Source organism: Neolewinella aquimaris, from assembly GCF_014197245.1.
GTDB lineage: Bacteria > Bacteroidota > Bacteroidia > Chitinophagales > Saprospiraceae > Neolewinella > Neolewinella aquimaris.
The window spans coordinates 76718-95482 of the sequence record NZ_JACIFF010000011.1; the positions used below are offsets into that span (position 1 = coordinate 76718).

At 59.9% G+C, this 18765-nt stretch carries 9 protein-coding genes; 8 read left to right on the plus strand and 1 reads right to left on the minus strand.

Annotation, left to right across the window (positions count from 1 at the left end; genetic code table 11):
* Positions 1–17: 17 nt before the first annotated feature.
* The 5 genes from GGR28_RS18090 (at position 18) to GGR28_RS18110 (ending at position 10062) form a co-directional block, all read left to right on the plus strand.
* Complete coding sequence (locus tag GGR28_RS18090) at positions 18–3707, plus strand: TonB-dependent receptor (protein WP_183497239.1); 3690 nt, start codon at positions 18–20, stop codon at positions 3705–3707.
* Positions 3708–3754: 47 nt separating this feature from the next.
* Positions 3755–7861, plus strand: coding sequence for a hypothetical protein (locus tag GGR28_RS18095; RefSeq protein WP_183497240.1), 4107 nt, complete (start codon positions 3755–3757; stop codon positions 7859–7861).
* Between the two features lie 37 nt (positions 7862–7898).
* Complete coding sequence (locus tag GGR28_RS18100) at positions 7899–8963, plus strand: PorV/PorQ family protein (protein WP_183497241.1); 1065 nt, start codon at positions 7899–7901, stop codon at positions 8961–8963.
* 230 nt (positions 8964–9193) lie between these two features.
* Positions 9194–9667: a transcription elongation factor GreA gene (gene greA / locus GGR28_RS18105; RefSeq protein ID WP_183497242.1), complete on the plus strand. Its 474-nt coding sequence runs from the start codon at positions 9194–9196 to the stop codon at positions 9665–9667.
* Positions 9667–10062: an HIT family protein gene (locus GGR28_RS18110; protein ID WP_183497243.1), complete on the plus strand. Its 396-nt coding sequence runs from the start codon at positions 9667–9669 to the stop codon at positions 10060–10062. Before greA ends, GGR28_RS18110 begins: the two co-directional genes overlap by 1 nt.
* On the opposite strand, the gene GGR28_RS18115 is transcribed toward GGR28_RS18110, so the two are convergent.
* On the minus strand, positions 10059–10694 hold the full coding sequence (locus tag GGR28_RS18115) for an LON peptidase substrate-binding domain-containing protein (RefSeq protein WP_183497244.1): 636 nt from the start codon (positions 10692–10694) through the stop codon (positions 10059–10061). The two genes, GGR28_RS18110 and GGR28_RS18115, sit on opposite strands and share 4 nt — an antisense overlap.
* A 64-nt stretch (positions 10695–10758) precedes the next feature.
* Between GGR28_RS18115 and GGR28_RS18120 the strand changes: the two genes are divergently transcribed.
* The 3 genes from GGR28_RS18120 to GGR28_RS18130 are packed head-to-tail and all read left to right on the plus strand — an operon-like array spanning position 10759 to position 18753.
* Positions 10759–16236 (plus strand): alpha-2-macroglobulin family protein, encoded by a 5478-nt coding sequence (locus GGR28_RS18120; protein ID WP_183497245.1) that lies wholly within the window; start codon positions 10759–10761, stop codon positions 16234–16236.
* Positions 16237–16240: 4 nt separating this feature from the next.
* Positions 16241–17623 carry an ABC transporter permease gene (locus GGR28_RS18125; protein WP_183497246.1) on the plus strand — a complete coding sequence of 461 codons (1383 nt, stop codon included), beginning with the start codon at positions 16241–16243 and terminating at the stop codon, positions 17621–17623.
* Positions 17620–18753 carry an ABC transporter permease gene (locus tag GGR28_RS18130; protein WP_183497247.1) on the plus strand — a complete coding sequence of 378 codons (1134 nt, stop codon included), beginning with the start codon at positions 17620–17622 and terminating at the stop codon, positions 18751–18753. The genes GGR28_RS18125 and GGR28_RS18130 overlap by 4 nt, the downstream gene beginning before the upstream one ends.
* Positions 18754–18765 lie beyond the last annotated feature (12 nt).

The window sequence follows — 18765 nt, forward strand, 5'->3', positions numbered from 1 at the left end:
CGGCTAAACGTCTCCGTATGAAAGGATTTCTACTGTTCTGTTCCTTCTTGCTTGCCGCCGTGACCCTTACTGCCCAGACTGCCCTGTCGGGTAAAGTGATCGACGTTGATGCCGACAATGAACCACTGGCCTTTGCCGCCGTATCGCTGTTTCGGGAGGGTTCGTTCTTCCAGGGGACAACGACCGACCTTAACGGGAACTACTTCTTTTCGAATATCGATCCGGCCACCTACGACGTCGAAGTCAACTTCACCGGCTACCCCCCTACGAAGATTACCGGGATACCCGTGCTGCCGGGTCGGACCAATGTCGCGGATATTGAAGTGACCAACGAGGGCGGGGTAAACCTGGAAGTCGTGGTGGTGACCGATTACCAGATCCCACTGATCGAGATCGACAATACGACCAGCGGGCAGACCATTACCTCCGAGGAAATTCAGCGGCTGCCGACCCGCAACATCAACCAACTGGCTTCGATCACCGCCGGCGCTGCATCGTCCGATGAAGGGAGTGCGATTACCATTCGGGGATCACGCTCCAACGCCACGAACTACTACGTCGACGGTGTGCGAGTACAGGGCAGCCTACTCCCGGAGTCGGAGATCGAACAGCTGCAGGTAATTACCGGGGGACTTGAGGCGCGCTACGGTGACGTTACCGGCGGTATTATTTCAGTCACGACGAAAGGGCCGAGTAGCGAATACAGCGTAAGTGCCGAGGTGGAAACAAGTGAGGGCCTTGACGCTTACGGCAACAGCCTGGCCGGAGTGGCTATTTCGGGACCAATTATCAAGCGGGGAGCGGACCGGGCTATTCTCGGCTTCCGACTGAGTGGCCGCTACACCTACCAAACGGACGACGACCCGAGTGCCGTGCCGGTGTACCGTGCCCGGGAAGACGTGATCAGGGACCTCGAAGCCAATCCGGTGATCGTGCGGAACGGGCTGCCAACCGTAGCCGCGGACTTTCTGAACAACGGCGACGTGGATGCGCTGGCGACCCGCCCTTACGAGGACCGCAGCCAACTGAACTTGAACGGTAAGCTGGATGCCCGTTTAAGTGATGCGATCGACGTTTCGCTTTCGGGGTTTTACGGCACGCTGGACAATCGGTTCACTCCCAGTGAAAATTTTGGCCTGACGTGGCGTACGTACAATGCCGCCCGGAATCCGACGTCGGAAGACAAAGACTACCGGGCCAATTTTCGCTTCCGCCACCGACTCGGGGGAGCGGGCCGTGCCGGTGAGTCCGGCAGCAATGCCAGCCTGATACAGAACGCCAGCTACGTCCTGCAACTAGGCATAGAAAACAACAAGCTCGGTGTCGATGACCCGGTGCATCAAGACCGAATTTTCGACTACGGCTACGTAGGTAGCTTCGACATCGATTACATCCCCGTGTTTAACATCGAGCGGGATGAGACGGGTGCGGCTATCGGTGCCGTCCAGGCGGATTACCGTGGCGTGTTACGCAACTACGATCCCAGCAATTCGGTAAACCCGGTGCTGTCCAACTACAACAACTACTTGGGGTATAGCGGAGATCAGATCTTTACCGACGAAACCTACGGACTGATCGGACTGCAGCAGGTCACGGAGGAGGGCAATCCAATACCAACCCTAGACCAATTTGCCGCGATCAATGGCCGTACCCAGGCGCTATTCCGTGACAGTTGGGGGTTCCACCAGAACGTCGGTACGGTGTACAACCAGTTGTTTAATTCGGACAACGACACCTACACGCTGCAGGCGAACGCAAACTTTGAGTTGGTGCCGGGTGATTCGGACAAAAGCCGACACAGCGTCCAGTTTGGAGTGGTGTACGAACAGCGGGTCAACCGCTCCTACCGGCTCAGTCCGGTTGGGTTATGGACTACCGGCCGCCAGTTAGTCAATCGCCACCTGAATGCGGTCGATCCAGCAAACCGGGTATTGGAGACCATCGACGTCAGCCTGGGGGAGGGGACGCTGGGTTACCGGGGGCCGGCGACGGTAGTGGCACCGACCATCGAGGCGGATGCCGGCACCTTTTACCGGCGCATCCGGGAGGACCTCGGAGTTCCGCTGGATCAGTTCGTGAACATCGACGGACTTACCCCCGACCAGCTTTCTCTCGACCAATTCAGTGCGCAGGAACTCACTTTCGCTAACCTCGTCGACTACGTGGGGTACGACTACCTCGGCAACGAAACCGACGGTACGTTCGAGGATTTTTTTGCCGTCGATCCCGTTACGGGTCAGCGCAACTTTACGGTGGGGCCGAACCGTCCGATCTACGCGGCGGCTTACCTACAGGATAAATTCACCATCAACAATATGATCTTCCGGGTGGGGGTACGGGCCGATCGCTACGATGCCAACACGAAGGTGCTGAAGGATCCGTACAGCCTCTACGATATCATCGGGGCGGAAGATTTTCACGCCAACTTCGGAGGGGAACGCCCGGGAAACATCGGCGCGGATTACCGGGTGTACACCACCGACGAAACGAGCGACCAGGTGCAGGCTTACCGGGACGGGGACAACTGGTTCCAGGCCGACGGTACGCCGACCAACGGTCCCCAGGAGATCGAGGGTATCCGGACGGGGCTGGTGTTCCCGCGATACGCCAACCCGGCGGCGCAGGCTTCCAACAATTTTATTAAGTCGGAGGAGTTTACCGTGGCCACCTCATTCAAGGATTACGATGCGCAGCTGAACGTGATGCCCCGCCTAGCTTTTTCCTTCCCCATTTCCGGAGAGGCGAATTTCTTTGCTCACTACGACGTACTCATTCAGCGCCCCGCGAGCAACACCCTGGCAACCGCCCTCGACTACTACTACTTCGTGGAGCGTACCGGAAGCACCTTCAACAACCCGGCGCTGCGTCCGGAGCGCACGATCGATTACGAAGTCGGGTTCAAAACCAAGATCAGCAATACCTCGGCCCTGACGCTGGCGGCATACTATAAGGAATTGCGGGATATGGTCCAGCTGAGAACTTACTTTCCGGTGCCGATCGTCAATCAGTACACCACCTACGACAACCAGGATTTCGGCACGGTCAAGGGATTTAGCTTTACCTATGACCTGCGCCGGACGAGCAACGTGACGGTGAACGCCAACTATACGCTGCAATTCGCCGATGGTACCGGATCGAATGCGACCAGCCAGCGCGGCCTTACCAACCGGGGCAATTTGCGGACCCTATTTCCCCTAAGTTTTGACGAGCGACACCGGTTCAATCTGGTGCTGGACTACCGCTTCGACAGCCGCAGCGGCACGCCGAAGTGGCTCAACGATTCGGGAATCAATATTCAGGGAAGCAGCGTGTCCGGACGGCCCTACACGGCCACCTTTATCCCGCAGGAGCTGGGGGGAACCGGCACCCGCGGCGCCATCAACGGGAGCCGAAACCCGTGGAACTTTACGCTCAACGGCCAGGTGGAGAAGAACTTCGTAATCGCCGGCCGGTCACGACTCAATGTCTACTTCCGGGTCAGTAATATTCTCGACCGCCGCAACATCATCGGGGTGTACAGCGCCACCGGCTCTCCCGACGATCCGGGTTTTCTGCAGAGCAGTTACGGACGCGAGCAACTGGAAAGCATAGAGAACGAAAGCCGACCGGTGCAGAGTTATCTTGACTCCTACCAGTGGCGTGTGCTGAATCCCGATTTATTCAGTCTTCCCCGCCGCATGTTCGTCGGGCTTCGCTTCGGTATCTGATGCCCTACTTCCACCACCCCCGACCAGTGTATTCTAAACCGTTCGCTATGCGATTGTCCTCCTTACTTCCCTTTCCGCTACTGGTAGCCGGCCTGCTGTTGCCGCTGGCGCTCGGAGCTACGAAAGGTCCGGACGACGGAAAGCCCCGGCGCGTTACCCCGTCCGAGCAGCAACGGATCGAGTTCCGCGAGGCCTGCGACAACGCCACCCGGCAGACGGAGATGGAAATCAACAACGTACGCGCCAGACTCACTACGGGGGGCGATGTTTGGTGGGATGGATCAAATGGACGGTACATCGTGCCCAAGCCCCCGCCCGGCGTTCCCGAGGTGAGCTCTATCTACGCCGGTGCCGTATGGTTGGGTGGAAGGGACCCGGGCGGCGGACTGAAGGTAGCCGCCCAGGACTACGGACGGGGAAGTGGACAGTTTGACTACTATCCCGGTCCGCTTACCCCGCAGGGCACCATTCAACGGGATACCTGCGAGCGCTGGGACCGGTTCTTTACCGTAAAGGGCGACGACATTCGGGCTTTCCTAGCAACCTATAACGCTGCCGTCCAGGCGGAATCGCTACCAATCGATTTGGAAGACATTCCGCGGGCCATTTTAGGCTGGCCATCCGTCGGGAACCCTTACTTCGCGGAGATCAACGGCTTTCAATTGCCCAACCCCAACGAGGGTGGGGGGCTGGCGGGCTTCTGGGACCAGGACCTTGACGGTATTTACGACCCCACCCTTGGTGATTATCCCATCATTGAAGTGCGGGGCTGTAACCAACTTCCCCAGTTTCCGGATGAGATGACTTTCTGGATATACAACGACGCCGGAAATACCCACCGGCAGTCGAATACCCCGCTGCAGATCCAGATGGAAGTACAGGTGCAGGCCTTCGCCTTCAGCTCCTCCGACGATCTTAACAACATGACCTTCCAGCGGTACAAACTCATCAACCGGGCCCAGGAAGACATTCTCGATACCTACTTCGCCATGTGGGTGGATCCCGACCTAGGGTGTGCCAGCGACGATTACATCGGCAGCGACACCACCCGTTCCCTGGCTTACGTATACAACGAGGACGAACTGGACGGTGCCCAGGGGTGTACCTGCGACGGTGGAGTGGAGACCTACTGCGATGAAATTCCCATTCTCGGGGTGGACTATTTTCGGGGACCCCGGGCACCGGTATTTGACGTCAACGGAAACCAGATCGGCGAGCGAGAGCTCGGTATGAGTTCTTTCGTCTACTACAACAACGCCGGAGTCGGTGGTCCGCCGCTGGCCACTACGGACCCCAGTACCGCGGAAGAGTATTACAATTACTTACAGGGAAGGTGGCGGAACGGGTCGCCGCTTCAACGCGCCGGTGACGGGTACGACGAGGGGGCGGTGGCTACCACCAATTACGCCTTTCCCGACCCACCCAACCAGAACGGATGGAATATGACGACCGAAAACCTGCCCTTCGGTGATCGGCGCACCATCCAGGCATCCGGGCCCTTTACCCTGCAGCCCGGTGCGGTCAACGAGCTGATCATCGGCGTAGTGTGGGTGCCCAATCAGACCTATCCCGCACCCTCCATTCAGCGGCTGCAGCAGGCCGATGACCTGGCGCAGTCCCTGTTCGATAACTGCTTTGACCGGCTGGACGGCCCGGATGCACCCGACGTAGACCTCCTGGAACTGGATCGGGAGATCGTGTTGTTGTTCTCTAACGATGAGGTGAGTAACAACTTTGAAGAATCGTACATCGAGCAGGGGTTGGGCATTCCCCGGGGGGAAGACAGCCTCTACCGCTTCGAGGGGTACCGGGTATTTCAGTTTTCGGGCCCGGATGTATCCCTGGCCGACATCGACGATCCGGACCGGGTCCGCGAGGTGGCCACTTACGACCTGTCGAACGGGGTGACCCGACTGTTTAACTGGTCCGGCCTGAGCGAAGACGAGCCCGACCGAAACCCGCTGGACCAAACGTACTTCGTGCCGGAACTGCGGGTGAACGGGCCGGATGCGGGTATTCGGCACAGCCTGAGCATTACCCAGGATGCGTTCGCAAGTGGAAACGATACGCGGTTGATCAACCACCGGCGCTACTACTTTACCGTCGTTGCTTACGCCTACAACAATTACAAAAGCTTCGACCCCTTTGACTTTACCGATCCCGGCCAGCCGATGCAGTACATCGGTTCCAGCCGCAACATCGGTGACCCCCTTACGGGCAGTGATTTCTACACTGCCATCCCCCGTCCAATCCTCGACCGGGATCTGATGGCCAGCTACGGAGATGGAGCTCGCGTGACCCGCCTGAGCGGAAAGGGGAACAACGGTAACTTCTTGGACATCAGCGCTGAAAGTCTGGCCGAAATTGAAGCTTCCTTTGCCGCCGGTGAGGAATACCGGGGCGAAATCACTTACGAACAGGGCAGCGGGCCGATCGACGTTTTTGTCGCCAACCCCCTCAACGTCCGCAACGGCGAATTCGAGATCACTTTCGTCGATGGCAACATGGGCGACGAGGAACTGACGGCCCCGGTCAACTGGACCCTGCGCTGCCTCGACGACTGCGGCGTGCCGACCGTGGTGAGCGAACGGCCCATCAGTACGCCCAACGAGCAGATCGTCGGAGAGTACGGCTTCTCCATCCGTATCGGAGACGTTCCGGAACCCGGTATCCCGGGAACGGGACGCAACGGGGCCATCGGAGCAACCATCACTTACGACAGCTCGGACGCCCAGCCCTGGCTGATGTTCCTGCCGGACGATCTTTCCCTGCGCACGGGGGTAACTTCCGTCGATGAAAACGTATTCGATTACGTCGCCACCGACGATTTTCAGGATCGTTTCTATTCCCTCGATCAGGACCGCGGTCTGTCTGATCTGTTCCCCGGCGTCGTTCCCTACCGCTTGATGAACTGGCTGGAGAAGGACGATCGGGTGCCCTACATTTCGCCGGTTTACCTCTCCGAATTCCGGCTCAACGACGGGGTGTCGCGCAATCAATCGCTGCAGGACCTGAATAACATTGACATCGTGTTCACGTCCGATAAATCGCTCTGGAGCCGCTGTCCCGTGGTCGAAACCAGCAACTACTTCTACCGCGACGCGGCTTACCGTGGGCAAGCGATCAAGCAGGAAGGCGACCGCCTCATGTTCGATACCCGGGATGCGCCGAGCGTGACCCGCGAGGCGGGTGCGAACGGACTGCCGGCACCGGACAATACCATCGATCCGGCCTACCGCACCGGCATGGGGTGGTTCCCGGGTTATGCCATCGATGTGGAAACCGGTCAGCGGCTCGAGATTTTCTGGGGGGAAAACAGCACCTACGACGGTCGCCGTCTGGGGGATGTATACGTCGCACCGAGCAACGGAGACGATATGATCTTCAATCCCTCCAACTCCACATTTATCAAGTCACCGATCAACGGACTGAGCATTTACGACTTCGTGGCCGGTGCCCAGCACTTCTTTTACGTGACCAAGCAGCCCTACGATGGGGGCATCAGGCTCTACAACCGCCTTTCCCCCCGTACGAGCCCGAACTCTACCAGTAAGGTGCGCGCCTTGCAGGAGGTCACCTGGGCCGGCTTTCCCCTGCTCGCCCCCGGTGCTCAGTTGAAGTCTTACGCGGACGGCATCATTCCCACCGACGTGACGATCAAACTACGGGTCAACAGCGCCTTTGCCTATGCGGAAGGGGTACCGGGAAGCAACGGCTATCCGACCTACCGGTTTGTCATCGAGGGCAAACAGCCGACAACGGAACTCGACGAGGCCCTCACCAACCGGGCGCTCGACATGATCAACGTCGTGCCCAATCCGTATTATGGGTTCAGTGTCTACGAAGACAGCCAGTTCGAAACGAACGTAAAGGTGACTAACCTACCGGCCAAGGCCACGGTTACAATTTACTCCCTTGACGGCAAATTCATTCGCCAGTACAACCGCGACGAAACCGCAGCCATGCTCCGCGGTACGAACCGACCGGTGGGCGAGCGACAGATTTCTCCCGCGCTGGAGTGGGACCTAAAGAACCAGAAGGGCATCCCGGTTGCGAGTGGCGTATACCTCATTCACGTGAATGCTCCCGGCTACGGCGAACGGACCCTGAAGTTCTTCGGTGTTCAGCGGCAGTTCGATCCTTCGGGTTTATAATTCATTGCACCTGCGTCCCCGCAAAACGATGTACGAAATGAAGCATATTTACTTCTTTGCGCTCTGTAGCCTGTGGTCGCTAAGCGTGCTGGCGGGCAACCCCGATCGGCAGGGAGAGGCCGGTGCCGCCCAGCTGCTGATGAATCCGTGGGCGCCCTCCGCCGGACTTCACTCCCTCGGTACCTCCTACGTGACCGGGGTAGAAGCGATGCGACTCAACCCCGCCGGTGTGAGCCGGTTTGCCGGCACCCAGGTCATGCTGGGCTACGCCAATTACCTGCAGGGCACGGATATTTCCATGCAGGCCATCGGCGTAACCAGTCAGGTAGGCAACGGTGGAGCCCTGGGGTTCAGCGTCATGAGTCTCGACTTCGGGGATATTGCCGTTACGACCACGGACCAGCCCGAGGGTACCGGCGCGCTGCTGAACCTGAGCTTCATCAACGTCGGACTTACCTACAGCCACCAGTTCGAAAACAAGGTGTCGGTGGGCATTACCCTGCGCGGGGTAAGCGAGGCGACCAGCGACGTAAGTTCCTTCGGCTTCGCCATCGACGCGGGGGTACAGTACGTTACCGGGGAAAAGGAGGAGTTCAAGTTTGGACTAAGCCTCCGCAACGTCGGCTCCCGCATGGCCTACGGCGGTCAGGCGCTGGCCACGGAGGCGCCGAACCCGGATCCCTCCGCAGACTACAAACTGACCCTCGAACAACGCTCGGCGGGCTTCGAAATGCCTTCCGTGCTTAACATCGGGGCGAGCTACGACTTTTTGTCCTCGATCGAAGACCAGCGGGTCACCCTCGTAGGCAACTTTACGGCAAATTCCTTCAGCCGCGATCAACTGGGCGCGGGACTGGAGTACGCCTTCCGCGAGCAGTTTATCGCCAGGGTGGGGTACCGGACCGATCTGGACGCCTCCACCGCAAGTGAGGGCACGGCCGCCGACGAATCTCCGCTCTACGACGGCATAAGCGCGGGAGCAAGCCTACGTGTGCCGTTTCGAAAGGGGGACCCTACCCGGCGGTTTAGCGTCGACTATGCCTACCGCAGCACCCGGGTATACAACGGCACCCATAATGTCGGGCTGAGCCTGTCGTTTTAGGGGCCGAACGGGGGGGTTGGAATAGTACCCGGAAATCCCTATCTTTGGCATTCAAGTATTATCAGTGGCGTTCCTACCAATCGTGGGAACGTCGCTTTTTTTGGTTCTCTCTCCATTCAACCCTACGCTCACGGGCAGAGGACTTTCACCTACGGCAAGCAGGGTTTTAACCAATCTCCCTCGGGGGGGAAGGGTAGGAAGCGACTGTTTAAACGAATAAACCCACTATCATGGCAGGAATGCATTATCTGTCGCAAGAAGGATTCGATCGGCTTCGTGCCGAACTGGACGAGCTCAAGACCAACGGGCGCGCCAGGGTGGCCAGTGCCATTGCCGAGGCGCGCGAAAAGGGTGACCTTTCGGAAAACGCGGAATACGACGCCGCCAAGGACGCACAGGGGCTACTGGAAATGAAGATCAACGAACTCGAAAAGGTGATGGCCAACGCCCGCGTACTGGACTCCAGCCAGCTGGATACCAGCAAAGTGACCGTAATGAGCAAGGTGACCATCCAGAACGTAAAGAACAAGGCCGAGCTGGTGTACCACCTCGTTGCCGAAAGCGAGGCCGATCTGAAGGCGAAAAAGATCTCCGTAAACAGTCCCATGGGCCAGGGCCTGCTGGGTAAGAAGGTCGGCGACATCGCGGAGGTAAAAACCCCGAACGGGTCCATCAAATTTAAGATCAAGAACATCTCCATCTAGTGGCCTCCATCTTCACCCGCATCATCCGGGGCGAACTGCCTTCCTATACGGTAGCCGAAACGGACGACTTCATTGCCTTCCTCGACGTCCGCCCAATGGTCGAAGGACACCTCCTCTGCGTACCCAAGCGCGAGGTCGATTATTATTACGATCTGACCGACGAAGAGCTTACCGCGCTTACCCTATTTACCAAACGCGTAGCCCGTGGCCTCAAAGCCGCCGTCGACTGCGAGCGCATCGCCAATGGCGTGCTGGGCCTGGAGGTTCCCCACGTTCACGTCCACCTGGTGCCGGTAAATCATACCAGCGACTTCCGTTTTGGTAAGGTAATCGAGGTGAGCGAGGCAAGAATGGAGGAACTCCGGCAGCAAATCAGCGCGGCCATCGACGCTTAAAAGTCGGGTGGCCGAAGCTCTTTAAAGTGACCGTTGAGCAGGGCCCGCTCCCGGATGCGCAATGGATCTCCCAGGTGCGGCTTCATCTGCCCCAGATGTTCGAGCAGGTAGCGCTGGCGGTCGGCCGCCGCAATCAGGGTTAGAAAATTATACTCCTGTTCCAGGGTGAAGCCCACGTAGTGGGCGATGTCGTACGTCCGAAAACCCTCGTCCACCGTTCTGATTTCTCGCCCAACCTTTAGTTGTCGGTAGATTTCTAGCGTCAGCGCCACAATGCGTGCATTGATCGCGGGGTCCTCCTCTTCCTCCAGGGGAAGGTAGCGTACGCGCCCGCCCGGGTACGGCTTTCCGGGAGCGATCCGGTCGTAATCCGTAAGGTAAAATATTCTTTCCCCCCGGGTGCGCACGTCGCTTTCTCCGGAAGGGTACCGTTTGGCAACTTCGGTCAGTGAAACCTCCGTAGCAACCGGGCGCAATCTGCCGTCGATCACCGTCGGAATACCGAAGCGAATTCCCTCCCGGTCGGCATCTTCGATAAGTTGGCGATAGCGTGGCTCGAAGATGTGCAAGTTGAGCGTTTCACCGGGAAACACGACGAGCTGTAGCGGGAAAAGGGCCAGTTGATGTTCCATACCACCTTCACAACGGAAGTCGGCTCCAAGTTGCTTACTTTGGTAATAATTAACCGCCCGATCCATGCGCGCAGTCCTGTTCCTGCTTCTCGTCGCCCTTCTTGCCGGATGTAGAGAAAAAACCGAAGCCGTCGCCGCGACCGAAGCCCCGCCCGCCCACGTGCTTTCCCATACCTCGGGGGTCATCGGCCGCAGCGCGGATCTTTTCGTCACCTTCGACACCGTATACACCTTTGGGGAGGGCGAGGGGCCTGCCCTGGAGGTACGTCCGCGGGTAGCCGGAGAACTTACCCTCACGGGTCGCCAGTTGGTGTTCCGGCCCACACAAGCCCTAACCAGTGGCACCGACTACAGCGCCACCGTATCCCTACCCGGAAAACCCGATTTTACCTTCTCCTTTCGGGTGCCGGATCGCCGTCTCGAGGTCGAGTCCGACGGTTACTACATCCCCGATCCGTCCCGGCCCGAGCGGGTCGAAGTTACCGGCCGCGTCGTTACCAACGACGGGGCTGATCCGGACGAAATTCGCCGTGTGCTCCGCATCGAACACAACCGCGACCCCCTCGATTTTTCCCTGGAACAGTCGTCCCAAAACGTATTTTCCTACGTCGGCACTCTGCCGGATCGCGGTAGCGAGCCGTCCATCGTCACCGTCACCGTAGCGGCCGATCAGGGCGGGTTCGCGGGAGCAACGTATACTCGGGAAGTGCAAATACGTCCGGTAGGTGCCTTCGAAGTACTCAGCGTGCAGCTGCGCCCCGACGGCGGCGGTATAACCATCAGGATGAGCGATCCGGTGGAAGAAAGCCAGGACCTGACGGGGCTGTTGCGCTTCCGCCCCGATGTGGCCTTTTCCACCACCGTCGACGGAAACATTATTCACCTGTACCCGACCCAGGCCGATGCCCGGGAAGCCGTACTCGTGGTCGAGCCGCAACTGCGGAGTACCGCCGGACAGGACCTCGGGCAGCGGACCGAATGGCAGGTAAGCCTGGGACATACCGACCCGGGGCTGCGGGCCGTGGGAGAAGGGTCCATTATGCCGCACGAGGGGCAACGCTTATTTACGTTCGAGGCCGTAGGCTTGTCGACCGTATACCTCGAACTCTTCCGGATCGACGCCGGAAACCTCCTGCAATTCTTGCAGGACGAGAACCTTTCCTCCACCAGCCACGAGTGGAGCCTCCGAAGGGTAGGCCGCATCGTCGCCCGTCGGGAAGTACCCCTGACCTCGCTGGCCCCCGGCGCCGACCAAAGCCGGTGGACCCGCTACGCCATCGACCTGAGTAGTTACCTCGAGCGGGACGATGCCGCGGTGTACCAACTGCGCCTGGCCTTCGGCATGGAGTACACCGACCAGGCCTGCGGCGTCAGCACGGAATCATTGGGACTGCAAACCATCTCCGATCTACTGGGCAGGTCCGATCCGCCGCCAACCGGCTTCGACCCCGCCACTTCGCTGCTCAGTAATTATTACGGCATTTACGATTACAGCGACTGGGAACAACGCGACAACCCCTGTTCACCCGCCTTCTACCACCGCGATCGCTTCCTGATCCGCAACGTCCTTTCCTCAAACCTGGGACTGATCGCCAAACGCCAACCCAACCGGGAGACCCTGGTGTTCTCCACCAACCTGATTACCGGCGGACCCCAGGGCGGAGTCAGGGTAACGGCCTACAGCTACGACCAGCGGGAACTCTTTTCCGGAACTACGGACGCCGAGGGGAAAGTCGGAATGACCACGGAGGATGAGCCGGCCTTCATCGTAGGTAGCCTGAACCAAGAAGCGGCCTACTTAAGCATCAACGAGGGCGAAGCGCTGCCGGTCGGCAGGTTTGAGGTCGGAGGAGGTGAGGCAAATAGCGGCATCCGTGGGGCTTTTTTCGGCGAACGCGGCGTCTGGCGACCCGGAGACAGTGTATTCCTCAACTTCGTACTCGCGGATAAGTCAAACCTGTTGCCCACGGACTACCCCGTAGCGTTCACGCTCCGGGACGCGCGTGGGAGGGTGGTTCAGCGGCGCAGGGTGACCAGCCCCTTCGGCAGCGGACTCTATCCCCTGACCTTTCGGACCGACCCTACGGACGTGACCGGCACCTGGTCGGCAACCGTGACCGCCGGAGCGCGTACCTACACCCACCCCCTGCTAATTGAAGCGGTGAAGCCCAACCGCCTGTCGATCGACCTGCGGGCAGCCGAGGGCCGGGATAAGTTGCTCCTTTCGGGAAATTGGCTCTACGGGGCCCCGGCGGCGGGATTGCGGGCGGAGATCAACATGCAACCCTTCGCGCGTACGCTCGACGCCGGCTCCCTTCCTGACTTCGTATTCCAGGATCCGGCCCGCTCGCTCGGCGACGTCCAGGAATCCCAGCTCTTCAACGGAAGGCTCGACTCCCGCGGACGCGCCGAACTTACCCTTCCACCACTCGGTGAGGCCCTGCCCGGCCCCCTGCAGTTGCGACTCAATACGAAAGTGTTCGAACCGGGGGGGAACTTCAGCATCGACCGGACCACCGTTCCCTACGACCCCTTTCCCGTATACGCCGGCCTACGCCTGCCGATGAGCGAATGGGGAAGTAAGAGCCTGCCCACCGAAGGAACCGCGGGAATGGAAGTAGCGGCCGTGGACCCCGAGGGCAGGGGAGTCGCGGGGCGAAAACTAACTATTGGGATCTACCGGGTTGACTGGCGCTACTGGTGGCAGGACGGCAACGACAACGTCGCCCGCTTCGGGAGCAGCCAGCATACGGAAGCATTGGAAACGCGTACCGCGACGACCGATGCCAACGGCAGAGCCACCCTACAGGTCGGCGTGAACGACTACGGCCGGTACCTCATCCGCGTATGCGATCAGGGAGGGCACTGCGCCGGCGACTATTTCTACGGAGGGAGCGGTGAATCCGGGTTAGACGACCGGGAATCCGCCTCGCTGCTTCACCTCCGCGCGGAGCACGAGACGGTCAATACGGGTGAGCCGGTCACTATTAACGTGCCGACGAGCGCGGGGGGACAACTGCTGGTAAGCCTGGAAACCAGTCTGGGAAGCCTGGAACAGTTCTGGGTGCCTGCGGCGGCGGGGCAAACCCAGGTGACCTTCACCACCGACGAACGGATGGTACCCACCGTGTACGCCAACATCACCTATCTGCAACCCTACGCCCAGACCACCAACGACCGCCCCGTCAGACTTTTCGGCATCGTGCCCGTGGAGGTGCTCGATCCTACGACCCGCCTCCAGCCCGAAATCACCGCGGCCAGCGAATGGAAGCCCCGCCAAACCGTAGAGGTGAAGATCAGCGAAGCCGACAACCGACCCATGACCTACGTCCTTTCCGTCGTCGATGAGGGCCTGCTCGGGCTGACCCGCTTTGCTACCCCCGATCTGCATCGCGACTTCTTTAGTAAGGAAGCATTAGCGGTACGGACCTATGATCTATATGACCACGTGATGAGCAGCATAAACGGTGAATTCGGGCGGGTGCTGGCCATTGGCGGTGACGGAACGGTGGTGAACCCGGAGGAGGAAACGGCCAACCGCTTCGAGCCGGTGGTGCGTCACCTGGGACCCTTCCAGCTTGCGGGCGGTACCGCCAGCCACCGCATCTCCTTGCCGAATTACCTCGGGGCCGTCCGCATAATGGTGGTGGCCGTAGGAGACAGGGCCTACGGCAGCGCGGAAACGAAGGTCGCCGTGCGTCAGCCCCTCATGGTTCTGCCAACCCTGCCCCGGGTTCTCGGGCCGGGGGAACGGGTCGATATGCCGGTCAACGTGTTTGCCATGAACGACCGACTAGATCGGGTGAAGGTGACGGTGTCCGAATCTGCCGGCCTGGTGGACCCGGGAAATGGGCAGACGGACCTGCAGTTTTCCGGAGCAGGCGACCGACTCGCTTACCTGCCCCTACAGGTCGGGGAGCGCACGGGGATCGCACGCTTCGACGTCACGGCCAGCGGCGGGGGCGAAGCGAGCAGTCAGCAGATTGAGATCGACGTACGCGAGCCCAATCGGATCACCACCCGAACCAGTACCGTGAGCATCCCTCCGGGAGAAGCGCGGACCGTCTCCTATTCGCTCTTCGGCATTCCGGATTCCCGGTCCGCATCGCTGGAAATGTCGTCCCTTCCAGCCATGAACCTGAACCGTCACCTGGAATACCTCCTGCGCTACCCCTACGGCTGTGCGGAACAAACGATCTCCACCGCGTTTGCGCAGCTGGTCCTGGATCGGATCACTGAGCTCACGCCCGTCCAGGAAACCCGTCGCCGTACTAACGTCGCCGCGGCCGTTGAGACCTTGCGGCACTTTCGGACCGCTTCCGGGGGCATTGGGTACTGGCCGGGCAGCCAGCAAGTCCATCCCTGGGTCACGAGTTACGCCCTGCAGTTCATTCTGGAAGCGGAACGAGCCGGTTTCGCGGTTCCCTACGATCTTAAAGAAGAACTTATATCGTTCCAGGAAACCGCCGCCGCCCGCTGGAACCGTAGCGATGGAGCGTTTTACGCCAGTCTCCAACAACGTAGCCTCGACCAGGCCTACCGTCTCTATACCCTCGCCCTGGCTCAGCGTCCCGACGTGGGTGCAATGAATCGGCTGCGTGGTCTCAGTAAGGAACTGACGGCCACCGCGACCTACCAACTCGCCGGTGCCTACGCCATTTCCGGACGGCAGCGTACGGCGGAGTCGCTGGTCACCGGGCGGGACGTAGCCATACCGCCGTACCAAGAATTGGGGTACACCTTCGGGAGCGAGATACGCGACATGGCGATCGTACTGGAAAGCATGGTGGCAATGGCCGACCGTGGTGCGGTGGACGAGCAGACCCTGCAGCTTGCCCGGGCCATCGGGGAACGACAGTGGCTGAACACCCAGGAGGCCGCCTTCGCTTTTGTCGCACTCGCAAAAACGGGAGCAACCGGAGCCGGCGCCCTACGCGCCGATTTTACTTCCTCCACCGGTGCGACCACGGCAGTGGGTTCTGCTTCGGGAATCTTTACCATCGACCTTCCCATATCCGGCGATTTGAACTATACCGTGTCGAATACCGGTCAATCAACCCTCTACCTGACCACCCACACGAGGGGGAAACCCCGGGCCGGGGAGGAAGAAGCCACCAGTCGGCAGCTGCGGCTGGCCGTGGCCTATACGGATCTTACCGGAAATCCGATCGATGTTGCTAACTTAGCCTCGGGAACGGACTTTCTGGCTAGCTACCGGATCACCAATCCCGGGACTACGGGGCAAGACTACCACCAACTGGCCCTGACCACCTTGCTTCCTTCCGGTTGGGAGGTAGCAAATGACCGTTTGGCGGGAAGGGATAGCCTGAACGCTAGTTTTGAGTACCGCGATATTCGCGACGATCGCATTCACACTTTTTTTGATTTGCCGGCCCGACACACCAAAACCTTTACCTTTCGTATGACCGCCGCGTACCCCGGACGGTACTACCTGCCGACGCAAGTCAGCGAAGCCATGTACGACCCCACCGTACGCTCGGAAGTGAAGGGGCGCTGGGTCGAGGTCAAACGCGAAAGGTAGCGGAATGGCGCAACACAAACTTCTCGGTTACCTGACGCGGAGGTTGCTCTATTTGCCCCTCAGCCTTTTGCTGCTCAGTGTACTGTGCTTCGTGCTGACGCGGCTGACGCCCAATGATCCGGTCAAGCAGCGCATGTCGATCGAAGGCGCACGGTCTTCCGCAAGCAATCCGGCCACTTACGACCGCCAGTACCAACGACTCGCGCACGAACTGGGCTTCGACCTCCCACTCTTTTATTTTTCGGTAACCAATGCTGCCGTACCCGACACCCTGCACCGTATTGTCGACAGCGAACGGAGGCGCACCCTGCGCACCCTTACGCAACGGTACGGAAACTGGCCGGCCGTTGAGGCATATTACCACCGCTTACTGGACGCTGCACTATTACCGGTCGGGGTGGACGACCCCCTCGCCGTCGCTGCCCGCAAATTGTTGGTTCACGAGAGCCCGAAGTACATCGAGCGGCAATTGAGCGCACTGAGCACCGAACGGGCCCGGCCACTGCGCGACGCGTACGAACGAATGCAGCGTGAGGCTACCCTTTACCGGGTGCTGTACCCCCGATTGTACTGGCACGGCAGCAGCAACCAGTATCACCGCTACCTGCTCGACCTCCTACGGGGAGAGTTCGGCACTTCGTACATTGACCGGCGACCGGTCGTCGATAAGGTAGCCGTAGCGATGCCCCGGACCATACTGCTTAACGGATTAGCCATTCTGCTGGTCTACCTGCTGGCCGTGCCCCTGGGGCTGTACATGGCGAACTACCACGGCAGTCGCTTTGATCGGTGGGCCACGCTCCTCACCTTCGTGGCCTTTGGAGTGCCGAGTTTTTGGGTGGCTACGCTGCTGGCAAATTTTTTCACCACTCCGGCATTTGGACTGAATATTTTTCCGAGTGTGGGATTTGGGAGCATTCCGGTGGGTGCGGACTGGTTTACGGTGCTGAAGATTCGCGCGGGTGACCTGTTTCTGCCGGTGCTATGCCTGGCTTATCCTAGCTTTGCCTACGTTTCACGGCACCTGCGCAGCGCCGCCCTGGTTGAACTGCACAAGCCCTACGTGCTGACCGCCCGCATGAAGGGTTTGGCGGGGTCGCAGGTGCTGTGGAATCACGTATTTCGCAATGCCGCTTTTCCGCTGATCACCATGCTCGGGGTGCTGTTGCCCGCCTTGCTGGCCGGAAGCGTAGTGATCGAGCAAATTTTCAATTTACCGGGAATGGGGCTACTGCTGTATAGCTCGGCCACCGCCCGGGACTGGCCCGTCGTCACGGCACTGGTACTGATCAACGGGCTGCTCACCATCATCAGCCTGACGCTGGCCGATGTCGGGTACGCCCTGCTCGATCCACGGGTTCGGCTCGATAAAAGCGGCAACCCATGATGGCGCGCGTATGGCCATATTACTACCTGGGCACGCTGCTCCTGATTGCACTGTTCGCGGACGTAATCGCCAATGACCGCCCCTTGCTGGCACACTATGCCGGCGAGCTTCATTTACCGGCATTTTCCCAGGGGGAGGGTAGGGATGCCTGGCGCGAAGCGGATGTAGCGTGGGTGATCTGGCCGCCGATACAGTTCAGCGCCGAAGCAATGAACCTCGACCTCCCCGCGTACCTGGGGCCCCTTTCTTCCGACAAAGAGGGCGGATTTCACTGGCTGGGTACCGACCGGTTGGGGAGGGATACGGCGGCCGGTCTGATCAGCGGTACCCGTACGGCGGTGCTTGTCGGGTTGGGAAGCTTGATCATCGCGCTTATCGTAGGCGTACCGCTGGGAGCCGTAGCCGGTTACTTCGGCAACGAAGGAATCCGGACGCCCCGCTACCTTGGGGGGAGTTTGATCGTGGGTATCGTCGTTGGTAGCGGCTACGCTATCGGTAGCCTGCTGCCCCTGGCGGGGAGCGGGACTGAATTCGTGCTCATGGCGGTGCTCGTGGTGGGTGCAGTCGGGTGCGCGGCGTATCTGTTGCTGCGGGGATTGAGTACCGTGAGCCCGTGGTTGCGATCGCGTGCGGCCGTCCCCATCGACCGCATGGTGCAATTCGTTCTCGAGATGAGCGTCAGTATTCCAGGCCTCGTTATGTTGATCGTGATACTGAGCTTCGTGCGCCGCCCGACGATATGGACCCTGGTGCTCATCATCGGGCTGTTTGGCTGGACTTCCCTGGCCCGGTTCCTGCGGGCGGAGTTAATTCGCATTCGGTCCCTGCCCTACATCGCCGCGGCGCGGGTCAGTGGAGTGGGGGAGTTGCGCTTGCTGTTTCGGCACGCACTACCCAATGCGCTCGGTCCGGTTCTGGTTGTAGCCGCCTTCCTCGTAGGGTCGAGTATTCTGGCCGAGGCGGTGCTGAGTTTTCTGGGTATCGGGGTACCCGCCCAGCAGGTGACGTGGGGCAGTACCCTGCAACAGGCACGGATGCGGCCGGCGGCCTGGTGGCTGGCGGTTTTTCCCGGTCTGATGCTCACCTTTACGGTACTCGCCTGCAATAGCCTGCGGACTTTTCGGCGGTAACCCGCGGCGCCC

Bases quoted from the DNA above. Each gene is read 5' to 3' on its own strand.
- GGR28_RS18125 (WP_183497246.1), top strand. From the start codon at position 16,241: ATGGCGCAACACAAACTTCTCGGTTACCTGACGCGGAGGTTGCTCTAT.
- GGR28_RS18095 (WP_183497240.1), top strand. From the start codon at position 3,755: ATGCGATTGTCCTCCTTACTTCCCTTTCCGCTACTGGTAGCCGGCCTG.
- GGR28_RS18090 (WP_183497239.1), top strand. From the start codon at position 18: ATGAAAGGATTTCTACTGTTCTGTTCCTTCTTGCTTGCCGCCGTGACC.
- GGR28_RS18115 (WP_183497244.1), bottom strand. From the start codon at position 10,694: ATGGAACATCAACTGGCCCTTTTCCCGCTACAGCTCGTCGTGTTTCCC.
- GGR28_RS18130 (WP_183497247.1), top strand. From the start codon at position 17,620: ATGATGGCGCGCGTATGGCCATATTACTACCTGGGCACGCTGCTCCTG.
- GGR28_RS18100 (WP_183497241.1), top strand. From the start codon at position 7,899: ATGAAGCATATTTACTTCTTTGCGCTCTGTAGCCTGTGGTCGCTAAGC.
- greA (WP_183497242.1), top strand. From the start codon at position 9,194: ATGGCAGGAATGCATTATCTGTCGCAAGAAGGATTCGATCGGCTTCGT.
- GGR28_RS18120 (WP_183497245.1), top strand. From the start codon at position 10,759: ATGCGCGCAGTCCTGTTCCTGCTTCTCGTCGCCCTTCTTGCCGGATGT.